Source organism: Acinetobacter sp. ANC_7588, from assembly GCF_056783995.1.
Map to the genome: position 1 here is coordinate 435,802 of NZ_JBWYIU010000001.1, position 14,600 is coordinate 450,401.

Genomic DNA, 14,600 nt, shown 5'->3' on the forward strand with positions numbered 1-14,600 from the left:
ATGGCAAGTTACGAACTAAATTCTTTTGACCGTTACTTTGATATCTCCCTGGTTGGTGCAATTGAACAAGTGAGTCCATATACACTAAATGTGGGCTATTGGTTACGTGACCCAAATCAATACTTAGTCTATCCGGAAATTGTAGCTGGACATCCACGACGAGATTTTCTTTGGGAAGAAACCTGCTTTGAAATTTTCATTGGGGTGAAAGATCAGGACTTTTATCGTGAAGTCAATCTCTCCCCTTCTCAAGCTTGGCAAGCGTATCAATTTGAAGAGTATCGTTACCCTGAAGATATGCCACCTCAAGCAGCTTATGACATAGAACTGAATTCACTCAAAAAGACGCACTATGGTTTAAATGTGAGCCTTGATCTAACGGAGTTTATGTTAAAACATAAATTGAAATGGCAGGATATTTTTATTGGCTTATCCGCTGTATTAAACACATCGCAAGCTAAACATTATTATGCGATGCAGCATAGTAGTCCTGAGGCTGACTTCCATAACAAGCGCGATTGGTTGCATCAGTTTTAAAAAAAATAGTGAGATTTAATCTCACTATTTTTTTTACCCCAATATTTCAGTTCTATAGTTGTAGACTCTTCCCACCTCTTTTAGAGTTAAGTTTTATACAGCTGATCTCAACGTGTTATATCTAGTTATATTTGTAATTCCTGTTATTCATTTCTAATTTCAAAATTGTCCTTAATCACTTGAACAGCCAAATCTGCTCTTAAATATTTTTTCACAAACACCGAAGTAGCGTCAAATCTCTTTAAATTCGATCTCGGTTTAATTTTTAAAACCCAGCATGCTAACTACCAATTTCATCTTTAAATAATTGAACCTACGCTTTTAACAAGCAATTCAATATTTACCTCTATTTTCCATATTTAATCAGTCCTTTCTAAAATACTTGTAAATTGACCTAATTAGTACTTTTTTCGGACTTTTAGGAAGCATTTGGAGCAACTTCAACATTTGTTCTATTTAACAAATCAGCTTTTCAGAAGCTTTGTTATTCTGTTTCAGAAACTTAGCTTATTAATTGTAAGTCTACATAAATTTTGATAAATCGTGATAAAACTTAACTTTTGAATTATTAAACAATTCTTACATTCTTAGACTTTTGTCCAAAGTTTAAAAAGCAGACTTTTAAACAAATTACAAGGTATATATCTGACGAATTCAGGTTTATTTACGTGGACTTTATCAAGGTGTTTGCGTATAATGCCGTGTTAAGTTCAAGCGAGCAGATGTAAGGAGGGTGGGTTTTAAAGTAGCCTTCCTTTTTTTTCGTCTACTCGCTTTTTTACAGCCTAAATTTCAGGAGCTTTGGTTTGAGCACCCCAGCAATTTTAGCCCTTGCCGATGGTACGATCTTTAAAGGAACGTCAATCGGTGCATCGGGTAGTACGACTGGTGAAGTCGTTTTCAACACTGCCATGACTGGCTATCAAGAAATTTTGACTGACCCAAGTTATGCACAACAGCTTGTTACGCTTACCTATCCACACATTGGTAACACAGGTTGTAATGATGAAGACGCTGAGTCAGGTCGAATTCATAAAGTATGGGCAAACGGATTGATCATTCGTGACCTACCTTTATTGCACAGCAACTTCCGATCTACGCAATCTTTAGGCGAATACTTAAAATCTCACAATGTTGTCGCTATCGCTGACATTGATACACGTAAACTGACACGTATTTTACGTGCTAAAGGTGCACAAAACGGTTGTATCTTAGCTGGTGAAAATATTACAGAAGAAGAAGCTTTAGAAAAAGCTCGTGCATTCGGCGGTCTGAATGGTTTAGACCTTGCGAAAGAATGCTGTGATCCAAACGGTTTCGAATGGACTGAAGGTTCTTGGAAATTAGGTCAAGGTTTCTCCCAACCAGAAGCAAAATTTCATGTTGTCGCATATGATTACGGTGTCAAAACCAACATCTTACGTATGCTCGCAGACCGCGGTTGTAAATTAACTGTTGTACCTGCACAAACTCCTGCTGAAAAAGTTCTTGCTCTAAATCCAGATGGCGTATTCTTATCGAATGGTCCTGGCGATCCTGCAGCATGTGACTATGCAATTGAAGCTGTAAAAACAATTGTTGAAGATGCTCGTAACGTACCTGTATTTGGTATTTGCTTGGGTCACCAAATTCTTGCTCTCGCTTCTGGCGCTAAAACGGTGAAAATGCCTCATGGTCACCATGGTGCGAACCATCCTGTACAAAACATCGAAGATGGTACAGTGATGATTACTTCTCAAAACCATGGCTTCGCAGTGGATGCAGAAACATTACCTGCAAACCTTAAAGCGACGCACAAATCATTGTTCGATCAAACTCTTCAAGGGATTCATCGTACAGATAAGCCTGCGTTTAGTTTCCAAGGTCACCCAGAAGCAAGCCCAGGTCCACATGACTGCGCACCATTGTTCGATCATTTCATCGAACTTATTGAAGCATCTAAGAAGTAATTGAGGAGCAAATAATGCCAAAGCGTACGGATATTAAAAGCATCTTAATTATTGGTGCTGGTCCAATTGTTATCGGTCAGGCGTGTGAGTTTGACTACTCAGGTGCACAAGCATGTAAAGCATTACGTGAAGAAGGTTACCGTGTAATTCTGGTAAACTCTAACCCTGCAACGATCATGACTGACCCTGCAATGGCAGATGCAACGTATATCGAGCCAATCACTTGGCAAACTGTTGCAGCGATCATTGAGAAAGAACGCCCAGACGCAGTTCTTCCAACAATGGGTGGTCAGACTGCATTGAACTGTGCCCTTGCCCTTGATGAGCATGGCATTTTAGAAAAATTCAATGTTGAATTGATTGGTGCAACGAAAGAAGCGATCGAAAAAGCGGAAGACCGTAAACTTTTCGACCAAGCAATGCGTAAAATTGGTCTTGAATGTCCAAAAGCAGCAATCGCTGAATCAATGGAAGAAGCTTTAGAAATTCAAGCACGTTTCGGCTTCCCAGTGATTATCCGTCCATCATTCACCATGGGTGGTTCAGGCGGTGGTATCGCATACAACAAAGAAGAATTCCTTGAAATCTGTGAACGCGGTTTCGATCTTTCTCCAACCAAACAATTATTGATCGATGAATCTTTAATTGGTTGGAAAGAATATGAGATGGAAGTTGTTCGTGACAAAAACGACAACTGTATCATCGTCTGTTCGATTGAAAACTTTGACCCAATGGGCGTACACACAGGTGACTCAATCACTGTTGCACCTGCACAAACATTAACAGATAAAGAATATCAGTTAATGCGTAATGCATCTTTAGCAGTGTTACGTGAGATTGGTGTAGAAACAGGTGGTTCTAACGTACAGTTTGGTATTTGTCCAAATACTGGCCGTATGGTTGTGATCGAGATGAACCCACGTGTATCTCGTTCTTCTGCATTGGCTTCAAAAGCAACTGGTTTCCCTATTGCGAAAATCGCTGCGAAATTAGCGGTTGGTTATACCCTTGATGAGCTTAAAAACGACATCACTGGCGGTACAACTCCAGCATCTTTCGAACCTGCGATTGACTACGTTGTAACTAAAGTTCCACGTTTCAACTTTGAGAAATTCCCACAAGCTGACGCAACTTTAACCACACAGATGAAATCTGTTGGTGAAGTGATGGCGATTGGTCGTAACTTCCAAGAGTCTATGAACAAAGCACTTCGTGGCCTTGAAGTGGGTGCAACTGGCTTTGATGAAAAAATCGAAGTGGGTGCTGAAGGCGCGCGTGAGAAAATCTTACAAGAACTTCGTGTTCCGGGTCCTGAGCGTATTTGGTATGTTGCTGATGCATTCCGTCACGGCTTTACATTAGAAGATGTATTCCAAGCGACTAAGATCGACAAATGGTTCTTGATCCAAATCGAAGACATCATCAAAACAGAAAACCAAATCAAAACTTTAGGTTTTGGCGATTTAAATGCGGACAACATCCGTTCATTTAAACGTAAAGGTTTATCTGACCTTCGTATTGCGAACTTGATGGGTATTTCACAAAAACAATTCCGTAAACATCGTTGGAACTTGGGCGTAACCCCAGTTTACAAACGTGTAGATACTTGTGCTGCTGAGTTTGAATCAGACACAGCGTATATGTATTCAACTTACGATGACGAATGTGAATCAAACCCGTCTAGCAAAGACAAGATCATGGTGATCGGTGGTGGTCCTAACCGTATTGGTCAAGGTATCGAATTCGATTACTGCTGTGTACACGCGGCTCTTGCAATGCGTGAAGACGGTTATGAAACTATCATGGTGAACTGTAACCCTGAAACAGTTTCAACTGACTATGACACTTCAGATCGTTTGTACTTTGAACCAATTACGCTTGAAGATGTGTTAGAAATCGTACGTATTGAGAAGCCAAAAGGCATCATCGTACAGTACGGTGGTCAAACACCACTTAAATTGGCTCGTGCTTTAGAAGAAGCTGGTGCACCAATTATTGGTACATCTCCTGATGCGATTGACCGTGCAGAAGACCGTGAACGTTTCCAACAAATGATCCAACGTTTAAACCTTCGTCAACCAAACAACAGCATTGTAAAATCTGCTGAAGAAGGTATGGCTGAAGCGGCAAAAGTTGGCTATCCACTTGTAGTACGTCCATCATATGTACTTGGTGGTCGTGCAATGGAAATCGTATACAACGATGAAGAGTTACGTCGCTACTTACGTGATGCTGTTCAAGCGTCTAACGATGCCCCTGTTCTTCTTGACCGCTTCCTAGACGACGCGATCGAAGTTGACGTAGACTGCGTATCTGACGGTAAAGATGTGGTGATCGGCGGTATCATGCAGCACATCGAACAAGCAGGTATCCACTCAGGTGACTCTGCATGTTCGATCCCTCCTTACTCTCTTTCTAAAGAGATTCAGGACGAAATGCGCCGTCAAACTATCGCGATGGCGAAAGAGCTTGGTGTTGTTGGTTTAATGAACGTACAGTTTGCTGTTAAAGGCGAAGACGTTTACATCTTAGAAGTGAACCCACGTGCATCACGTACAGTTCCGTTTGTATCTAAGTGTATCGGTGAGTCTTTAGCGAAAGTCGCTGCACGTTGTATGGCGGGTCAATCTTTAGAATCTCAAGGATTCACTACAGAGATTATCCCTGAGCACTTCTCTGTTAAAGAAGCAGTGTTCCCATTCAACAAGTTCCCTGGTGTTGATCCAATCCTTGGGCCTGAGATGAAATCTACAGGTGAAGTGATGGGCGTTGGTAAAACTTTTGGTGAAGCGTTCTATAAAGCTGTATTAGGTGCAAATGAGCGTTTACCTGGTCTTCCAACTGAAGGCGAAGTGAAACACGCATTTATCTCTGTACGTGATTCTGATAAACCACGTGCAGCAGGTATTGCAAAACAACTTGCTGATTTTGGTTTCAAAATTCTTGCAACTGGCGGCACGTATGACGTGATTAAAGCTGCTGGTATTGAATGTGAACGTGTAAATAAAGTGACTGAAGGTCGTCCAAATATTGTGGACCGCTTGAAAAATGGCGAAATACACCTCATTATCAATACAACAGAAGGTAAACAAGCTCAGCAGGATTCGTTCTCAATCCGCCGTTCTGCACTTCAAGGTAAGGTCTATCATACGACTACCCTTAATGGTGCAGATGCAGTTTGCCAAGCTTTAGCAATCAAATTGCCAATGGATGTATATCGTTTGCAAGACTTACAAACAGTAGGTTAATACACTACCAAGAAGTCCCGTCACCTCTTGGTGGCGGGCTTTTTTTCATTTATAGACTTAGTATTTTTTCATACTTACTTTTTTGAGGGACAACTATGCAACGTTATCCTATGACACCTCAAGGCAAAGAAGCGCTTGAGAAAGAATTACACCAACTTAAAACTGTAGATCGTCCTCGTATTACAGCAGCGATTGCTGAAGCGCGTGAACACGGAGATCTTAAAGAAAACGCGGAATACCACGCTGCACGTGAGCAACAAGGTTTCTGTGAAGGCCGTATCCAAGATATCGAAGGAAAATTGGGTGCTGCACAAGTGATTGACGTTAAAGAGCTTGAGCAAAATGGACGCGTAGTTTTTGGCGTGACAGTTACAATTGAAAATTTGGATACTGAAGAACGTAAAACGTATCAAATCGTTGGTGATGACGAAGCAGATTTTAAAATTAACAAAATATCTGTGAACTCTCCTATAGCGCGTGGTCTTTTGGGTAAAAATGAAGGCGATGAAGTTAAGATTACGACACCTCAAGGTGAAGTTGAATACGAAATTGTGAGCGTAGAATATCTTTAATTCTTGATATTTTAGGTTAAAAACCTCTCTGATGAGGGGTTTTTTTATTCTCTTTTTAATTGATTCATTGTTTTTGCTAGATGCACTTTTCCAGCTTCATGAAGCTTCTTAATAACATTACGAAAATCTTTTTCCTCTCTATTTTGACTTAGTTTTGATTTAGCGATGATTCTTTCAATTTTAATTTCAAATACAACCAAATAGTCGAGCATTTCCAGCAAGTAATCTTTTGGTGCATCTGCCATTTTCCAAGCATTTTTACCATTCGTGATACGTTCATGTTGTTGAGTGAGTTGACCTAATACTGCAAGTTTAGTTTTCTGATCATGAAAAAACTGAATATCACCATTAATATGTACGACTTGATAATTCCAAGTAGGCACTTTTTTGTGATCTTCAAATTTTGAAGGATAATAATTCGGTGAAATATAAGCATCCTCTGCTTTAAAGATGCATAGTATTTGATTATTCAAAATCGAATGATTGAATAGTGCATTCTGTAATGAAACATGTCCTCTCAATGTTTGTTCATCAACTAATATGAGCGGGATATGTTCAGCAATTAACCCTGTTTGGGTCTGTGCGACCAAAGATGCAAGAGGATACTCCTTAATTATTCTATATATTTCTTCAGGTCTATCTTCTCTAAATTCTGTTTCAACAAACATAGCTTTTCCATTCTTCTAATGCTCAATGAATATAAAAGTTTTTATTCAGGATGTAAGTTTTAATTGGTATATAATGCCCTAAAATATTCTCCTTTTATTTCACCATGTCTGAAAAGCTGATCTACTCCCCTGTCAATCACTGGTGCGAATTCGAATTTATCTCTAAAACAGTCAAAAATCCGAATATTCATATTAAAGGCAATTACAGTTATTACTCAGCCTATTGGGATCAAGGTTTTGAGCGTTGTGTAGTGCGTTATCTACATGACAAAGCTTCGACACCAGAAAAACCCATCGATCAGCTTTATATTGGCAATTTTGTCTGTTTTGGCGCTGAGTGTGTCATCATGATGGGTGGAAATCAGTTACACCGTACCGATTGGATTTCGGCATTTCCTTTTGATACACGTAGTTTTGTGCCTGCTGGCGATACTGTCATTGGTGATGGGTGTTGGATTGGTAGTCGTGCCATGATTATGCAAGGGATAAAACTTGGTGAAGGCGCAGTGGTGGCAACTGGTGCTGTCGTCACCAAAGACGTACCACCTTATGCTGTCGTCGGTGGTGTACCTGCCAAAATTATTAAGTATCGTTTTCCTGAGGAAGATATTCAAAAACTGCTTTCTCTTAAGCTCTATGACTTAGATGAAAAGCAGTTTTTAAAAATGCGTGAACAGTTACAGACGGATGATGTTTCAAGGTTAATTAACTATTATACTCAACATACTAATTAACCATCATTTACTTTTTTTCCAAAATTAAATATTGAAAATGATCTGCTTGCATGTTGAGTATGTGAAACAGGATTTAATTTAAATGCTTCTAGATTGGTATCTAGCAATTTAATTTTCAGTTCATCAGCTCCTTGGACACCAAGTTGTTCCAATTGTTCAATTTCAGCTCTGTAGCGCTCATAGGATTTAGCTAATGACTCTTTATGTGAATACTCTTGCTCAAGTCTAGAAAATCTATTTAAGTTTACATTCGCTATCGTTGCAATCCATATCAGAGGTGCATTAATAGTTACTTTAAACAACAAGGTATGCAGTTCCATATTTTTAAAATCATCAGCATCAAAAAGCCAAAGATTAAAGCCAAACATACATAAAACCGTTACCACAAAAACAACCAAACTTATTAGACGAGCTGTATTTGCTTCTTTTCGTTTGGCAACAAACCCACCTGCCAACCCTGCTTCGCTCGATAAATCAATCGTAGCTTTAGCTCTAGTTTCTATATCTTTTAAATTTTCCAACCTATTATCTAATTCTTGTTTTAAAGATGGTATTTGTTTTTCTGTGTCCCCATAGACTCTTGAATAAAATTGATCTATTTTCTGCAAACGATCATCAATTAATTTACTTTTAATATCTCCATCTTCATCTTCAGTAAAATATTCATCCCACATTTCCTCCAATTTCTTTATTTTGGATTCCATTTCTTCAAATAAGTTTTCTCCATCAGCATTGTACTCTTCAAAAAGATTAGTATATTTTTCTTCTATTTCTTTTATTTTTGATGAAAGTTGATCTACTAGTACTTTTTGATTTTCATCTGCTTCAAATAACTCATTATATTTATCTAGAATTTCCTGCTTAGAATTTTCAATCTCCTCGATGCTTTCATCAGATATTAACTCCACTATACGATCGTATGAAGAAACACCCTGCTCATCTACTGCTAGTTTTCCTTCTATTTCTTTTATAGTTTCCAAACACGCTTGTATTTTTTCTTTGACTTTTAATGTTTCATCACAAGCTTCTGCCAACCTCTGCTGATTGCTTCTAATTTTATCCAATTCATCTTGAAGTAATTTACCAACTGTAAAAGATCTATTATTTAAATCCCTTAAATCTGCACGTAATGAATATTTAGACCCTAGAGAATCATTTAACTCACTCAACTCCTTTAGCATATGTTTCAGACGAGCTTCATCTTTGCTTCTTATCTCAAATATCCCCATATTTTTAATGCCTTATTAAAATCTAATTATTAGGTTAATTATTACACAAATATTATTTAAGCCATAAAAAAAACCTCTCAATCGGAGTTGGTTTTTTTAGAATATGGAGTCTAAATTAAGACTAATACTTTTTTTAATTCTAAACATCAACTCCATACTCTATAGAGATGTTACGCCCCCTTAATTACATCTCTACCCATCACAATATTTTCAAATTTTTTGATTTATGAAACAGTTGATCAAATTTTTTCTAATAAATCGTTACTATCTTATATCTCTAAAATTTTAAGATATTAAATCAAAAACAATAACTTAATATAAAAAACCATAGTTTTACACTTGGTTTTATTTTGAACAATTAAGGTCTATGATGAACTTATACATTTTAATTAAAACGGTTAAAAAAGGAGAACAACATGAGTTATCAAAATATCCTCGTTCCAGTGGATGGTTCAGAAGTAGCACTCAACGTCGTTCAGCATGCTGTTGAATTGGCTAAAGCATTTAATAGCAAAATTACTGTTGTGCAAGTGATGACACTCGATCCCTATATCGCAGCCGAATATCTCTCAGATGGGCAGTCAAATCTTTTAATTGAACGAGCACGAAAATTTATTGAAGACAACCTTGCTCAAGCTAAAACAAAGTTTAATGAATATGGAGTAGATGTAGAGACTAAAATACTCGAAGGAGAAAGTATTCACCGCACCATAATGAAAGCGATTGATGAGCTTAATATTGATCTGATTGTTATCAGCTCACACGGTCGAACAGGATTCAAGAAATTAATTATGGGTAGTGTCGCACAAAGCCTCATCACCGAAGTTAATGTACCTGTTTTTGTCGTAAAGCAATAATAACTGATAGCTCCGTATACCGTCATACGGAGCTACTCGAACCATCCAAAAACCTTAAAATCTATTTTGCCATTGTTAAACACGATCCCCTCTTCAAGTAATCTAGCTTGCTGGCAATTAAAACCTTGATCATCCAAACGCTGATGACTAATTTTACCTTGCGCATTAATGACACGATGCCAAGGCAAGTCGCTACTCACATCTAATTGATTCAAAACACGACCAACCAAACGGGCATGTTTAGGCAGTCCGGACATCGCAGCAATTTGACCATAACTGGCTACTTTCCCATAAGGAATTTGTGATACTGTGGCCAAGATCAACTGTGCCATTTCCGCTGATACTGATCGATTCATCAATAATTGACCTATAGTTTATCGGATAATTGATTTGAGCAAATGCATTTCATAACAGACTCACTTACTCTAAATTTGCACAATAACAATACACAGAGAAATACAATGAAAAGGATATTTTCACACTTACTTGCTGCTTCAATTGCAGTCGGTACAATCTCTATTACATCGACAACTCAAGCCGCGCCAAACAGTATAAATATACAAAATATTTTACAACAAGAACGTGCTTGGGCTGGACTGAATACCAAGCGTATTAAAGTTTCCGACATCGATTGGGCTTACAGCGAAGGTGGAACAAAAGGCAAACCCGTACTTATGCTTGTGCATGGTCTAGCAGGCAGTCGGGATAATTGGAACCGAGTCGCTCGCTATCTGACACCACATTATCACGTCATTATCCCTGATTTACCTGGACAAGGTGATAGTAAAGTAGCTGCAGATTTTGATTATTCAATTCCAAATCTAACCGAAAAATTACGTCGCTTTGCGGAATCCATTCATGTTGATCAAAATCTAAATGTTGCCGGTCACTCCATGGGCGGTGCTGTAGCATTACTTTATGCAGCTCAGTATCCAATCGATACTAAATCATTATTACTCATTAATAGTGCAGGCGTATTTAAATCTGCCAATACGCCTTACTTAAAAGACCCAAACTTACTCAAAAATTTTATCGTTTCTAAACCTGGAGATTTTGATCGGTTATTTAAAATTGCTACGCAGCAACCTCCATTTATACCGAACGAACTGAAAGTCGAACAAGAAAAGCTCATGATATCCAATGTTACGAATAACACGAAACTCGTTGAGCAACTTATTCTCATGTCAAAATCATTTACACCTGAAACATTTGCGCTAGCGGCTCGTTCAATCGATCAACCAACACTCATCGTTTGGGGAGATCGTGATCAAATTATTAATGTAGAAGCTGCAGCTGAACTGAAAGGATTACTGAAAAATGCTCAAGAGCCTATCATCTTAAAAGGTGTAGGTCATACACCAATATTGGAACAAGAACAAATCCTCGTACAACATTATTTAAATTTTCTTAATCTACTCAAATAAGTTATAGACAATGAATGGGACATTTTAAATGTCCCATTTTTTTCAAGAATAAAAAAAGAGGAACCGAAGTTCCTCTTTTTCACATTAGTCTATTAGAACAACAAGTGGTTTTTGTTCAACAAGTCTTGAAGTGAAACATCAGTATTGTTGAAAGTAATTAGGTCAACCTTGTTATAAGTTGTACCTGCACCATCACGATCAATACTTAACTTCGTATTGTTTCCATCTTTCTCGACAAAGATAAATTTATCAATGTTTTGAGCAGTTGCACTATCAGATAACAACTCAGAAACATCAATCTTCACATTGCTGCCTAATTGGAAGTCATTGATTGTGTCAACACCGTTACCACCGTTATGGCTGTTGTCATTTAACACATTAAAGATCAACTTATCCAAACCTTTAGCAGAAACTGTTTCATTCAAGTAAGTAGAATTAAACTTACCTGCTGTTTCATTCGCCAATGCATCAGCATCATTCGCGTTTGCTTCTGGTGTGAATTTGCTCCAAGCCAATGGTGTACCTGATTTAGAATCAATTTGAAGTACTAATTGCGCTGTATCAGACTTACCAGTTACAGGATCAGTAATCGTGTATTTAAATACATCCGTTTTACCAATCGCATTAAGGTTTGCATTTGGTTTGTAAGCGTATGTACCGTTTGCATCGATTGTTAATGTCCCAAACTCGCCTTTGATTGTTGTTGCACCATTAATCGCAACACCATTTACAGCTTTCACAACAGCACCAGCAACTACAAGATCTTTACCATGTACAGGATCAAGATCAGTAATCACATTACCCTTCGCTTCAGTGATTGACTTCACAACAGGCGTTGTACTTGTATTAGTTTCTTTAATTACTAAATTAGTCTGTACATAACCTGGTAAAGAAGCAAGGTTACCATTACTCATTTCTATGCAATATTTACCTGCAGGTAAATCTTCTAAATTGATATGAGCAACTTCTCCAAATAAGCCGATGAAATCAAATAATCCTGCAGATTTATTATTGGCAATTGGTACCCACTTACCAGAACTATTTTGCTGGTAAAGAACAATTGATACTGAGTCTAATAATGTTCCCCATGATGCTGATTTTACTTGAAGCTGCACATCTGCAGTTTTGTTTGCACCAATTGTAAACTCTGTAGCACCACTTGTTTTACCAATCGCAAAACCGGCGAAGCCAATCAACCAATTATAAGAAATTGCATCTTTAATGAATTTCTCTGTAACAGGATACTCGTATTCAATACCAGCTTTAGCAACATTATCAATGGCATCCAACGGAATGTTTGGAGCAGTCACTTGACGTGGTGCAGATTCACCCGCTACATCCGAAGCGGTCACATATACATTTTGTCCATCGTTTAAACTTGGTATCAACTTAATTGAGTAGTTTCCATTGCTATCCGCAGTGGTTGTACCAATCACGTTGTTGTTTGCATCTTTTACTTTAACAGTTGATAAAGCTTGTGCAGTACCTGTTACTAATGAACCATCTGCATTAAATGTTGCCGTTGGCGCATCTGGAGGAGTCACATCCAAATCGAAGCCGATGCTTGATGAAGGACCGACATTTCCAGCTTCATCAATCGCTTTAGCTTCAACGATAATTGTACCTTCTGGTAAATTATTGTTGATTGGATATGTCCAATTACCATTTTGATCAGCAGGAACAAGTGCAGAATCAATAATTCGACCTGTAGAGTCCTTAATCACTAATTCGACAGTAGTATTCGCTTCAGCTTTACCTGTTAATACTGGTTTCAAGTCACTTGGATCTGTAATTGGATTAATAATCACAGCATCAGGAGCTTGAGTATCAACTGTTAATTGCTGAGTTTCAGTTTTTTTGTTCTTAGCTAAATCAGTAGATGTTACTTCAACTGTGTAATTTCCATCCGCTAAATCTCTTGGCGGTGTAAATGTCCAATTGCCTGAGCTATCTACAGAAGCTGGTGCATCTACAACAGTATTTCCATTCTTATCTTTAATCACGACTTGAACTTTAGAATATTGTTCAGTTGAACCAGAAATTGCTGGAGTAGTATCGTTTGTAGGATATAACTCTTCAACTGACAAATCAGGTGAAAGTGTATCTACACCAAATTTTAAAGAAACTGTACGGCTAGTATTACCAGCAGCATCACGTGCAGTGGCTACAAGTGTATATATACCATCTGCTAAAGGTTCTGCTGGTTTATAACTCCAACGGCCTGCAGACAACACTGCTAAACCACTAGATACCACAGCACCGTTAGCATCTTTAATCTCTACAGCAACCTCTTTAGGATTATTTACTGTATTACCACTAATCGTACGTTGTGGATCATTAGTATAATTAATACTTGGATCAACCGCCGTTACTTGAGCTGCTTTTAATACTGGTTCAGCTACAAATAGTGAGCGTGCAGCGAAAGCAGAGAATGCAGCAATTTGAGGCTCAGCAACTAATGATACTGCCTGTACAGATGCAGCTTCACTCACGTCCCATGCAGCTTCTTCATCATCCCAAGGATCGATATCTAACCAAGGATCATTATCATCTTCCCACGGATCAATATCGATATCTGGTGGTGTCAAGTCGATTACAAAATCTTGTTCAGTTGGATTACCTACGTTTCCAGCTTCATCCTTAGGAGTAGCTTCGATTTTGTAGTCACCTTCTTCCAACTCAGCTTCTGGCTTATACGACCATTTACCATCTTCTCCAACTTCAACAGTTGCCTTCTCTTCGAAGCCATCTGGACCAGTGATCACGATATCCACTAGCGAACCTTTCTCACCTGTTCCTGTAATTTCCGGTTGAGGATCATTCGATTCGAAATCATCACCACCAATTGGATCAATAGTAATGTCAGAAGGAGGTGTTGTATCAACTTCTAACTGTTCTTTAGAAGTATCACCTTTGTTACCCGCTTTATCAGTTGGGGTTACTTCAATATCGTAATGACCTTCTGGTAATTCTTCAGTCGGTGTATACGTCCAGTTACCTTCTGGATCAACTTCTGCTTTACCTTCAGAGACAATTTCACCGTCTTTGTCTTTGATCACAACATCAACTATCGCTCCTGGTTCTGTGTTACCAGTAATTTCAGGAGTAGTATCGTTTGTTGGCTTAAGCTCATCGATGGTTAATTCAGGTGCTACTGTGTCAACCTCGAAGCTCTCTGGCTGAGATTCACCTGTGTTACCTGCTTTATCTGTTGCTTTTGCAACTACGTCATATTCGCCATCTGCTAATTCAACTGATGGTGTATATGTCCATGTGTCACCTGTAACTGTTGCTGGACCTTCTGCAACAACTTGACCGTCTTTGTCTTTAACAACGACATTTACTGTTGTTCCTGGTTCAGTTGTACCTGTGATTTCTGGTG

Annotated in this window: 11 protein-coding genes; 7 read left to right on the top strand and 4 right to left on the bottom strand. The window is 38.4% G+C overall.

Annotated features, from left to right (window positions below):
• From AC1M9J_RS02110 to greA, 4 genes are all read left to right on the top strand, one after another.
• Nucleotides 1–537, top strand: a complete 537-nt coding sequence (locus AC1M9J_RS02110) for a DOMON-like domain-containing protein (protein ID WP_092765927.1) — start codon at nucleotides 1–3, stop codon at nucleotides 535–537.
• 806 nt (nucleotides 538–1,343) lie between these two features.
• Nucleotides 1,344–2,486 carry a glutamine-hydrolyzing carbamoyl-phosphate synthase small subunit gene (gene carA, locus AC1M9J_RS02115; protein ID WP_035266900.1) on the top strand — a complete coding sequence of 381 codons (1,143 nt, stop codon included), beginning with the start codon at nucleotides 1,344–1,346 and terminating at the stop codon, nucleotides 2,484–2,486.
• 14 nt (nucleotides 2,487–2,500) lie between these two features.
• Nucleotides 2,501–5,734 carry a carbamoyl-phosphate synthase large subunit gene (gene carB, locus AC1M9J_RS02120; protein ID WP_481951771.1) on the top strand — a complete coding sequence of 1,078 codons (3,234 nt, stop codon included), beginning with the start codon at nucleotides 2,501–2,503 and terminating at the stop codon, nucleotides 5,732–5,734.
• A 95-nt stretch (nucleotides 5,735–5,829) separates the two neighbouring features.
• Nucleotides 5,830–6,306 (top strand): transcription elongation factor GreA, encoded by a 477-nt coding sequence (gene greA, locus AC1M9J_RS02125; RefSeq protein WP_035266896.1) that lies wholly within the window; start codon nucleotides 5,830–5,832, stop codon nucleotides 6,304–6,306.
• 44 nt (nucleotides 6,307–6,350) lie between these two features.
• On the opposite strand, the gene AC1M9J_RS02130 is transcribed toward greA, so the two are convergent.
• Complete coding sequence (locus AC1M9J_RS02130) at nucleotides 6,351–6,974, bottom strand: FMN-binding negative transcriptional regulator (RefSeq protein WP_481951772.1); 624 nt, start codon at nucleotides 6,972–6,974, stop codon at nucleotides 6,351–6,353.
• Nucleotides 6,975–7,078: 104 nt separating this feature from the next.
• Here AC1M9J_RS02130 and AC1M9J_RS02135 point away from each other — a divergent pair, with 104 nt between their 5' ends.
• Nucleotides 7,079–7,708 (top strand): CatB-related O-acetyltransferase, encoded by a 630-nt coding sequence (locus tag AC1M9J_RS02135; RefSeq protein WP_481951773.1) that lies wholly within the window; start codon nucleotides 7,079–7,081, stop codon nucleotides 7,706–7,708.
• Here the strand turns inward: AC1M9J_RS02135 and AC1M9J_RS02140 are convergent.
• Entirely contained in the window at nucleotides 7,705–8,937 is a 1,233-nt protein-coding gene (locus tag AC1M9J_RS02140) for a hypothetical protein (RefSeq protein WP_481951774.1), read from the bottom strand. The two genes, AC1M9J_RS02135 and AC1M9J_RS02140, sit on opposite strands and share 4 nt — an antisense overlap.
• A 416-nt stretch (nucleotides 8,938–9,353) precedes the next feature.
• Here AC1M9J_RS02140 and AC1M9J_RS02145 point away from each other — a divergent pair, with 416 nt between their 5' ends.
• Nucleotides 9,354–9,794 carry a universal stress protein gene (locus tag AC1M9J_RS02145; protein ID WP_481951775.1) on the top strand — a complete coding sequence of 147 codons (441 nt, stop codon included), beginning with the start codon at nucleotides 9,354–9,356 and terminating at the stop codon, nucleotides 9,792–9,794.
• Nucleotides 9,795–9,826: 32 nt separating this feature from the next.
• Here AC1M9J_RS02145 and AC1M9J_RS02150 read toward each other — a convergent pair whose 3' ends face one another.
• Complete coding sequence (locus tag AC1M9J_RS02150; RefSeq protein WP_035266885.1) at nucleotides 9,827–10,150, bottom strand: MGMT family protein; 324 nt, start codon at nucleotides 10,148–10,150, stop codon at nucleotides 9,827–9,829.
• Between the two features lie 105 nt (nucleotides 10,151–10,255).
• On the opposite strand from AC1M9J_RS02150, the gene AC1M9J_RS02155 reads away from it, so the two are divergent.
• Nucleotides 10,256–11,218 (top strand): alpha/beta fold hydrolase, encoded by a 963-nt coding sequence (locus AC1M9J_RS02155; RefSeq protein WP_481951776.1) that lies wholly within the window; start codon nucleotides 10,256–10,258, stop codon nucleotides 11,216–11,218.
• Nucleotides 11,219–11,310: 92 nt separating this feature from the next.
• On the opposite strand, the gene AC1M9J_RS02160 is transcribed toward AC1M9J_RS02155, so the two are convergent.
• Nucleotides 11,311–14,600: BapA/Bap/LapF family large adhesin (locus tag AC1M9J_RS02160; RefSeq protein WP_481951777.1), on the bottom strand; the 3,290-nt coding region annotated here is incomplete at its 5' end.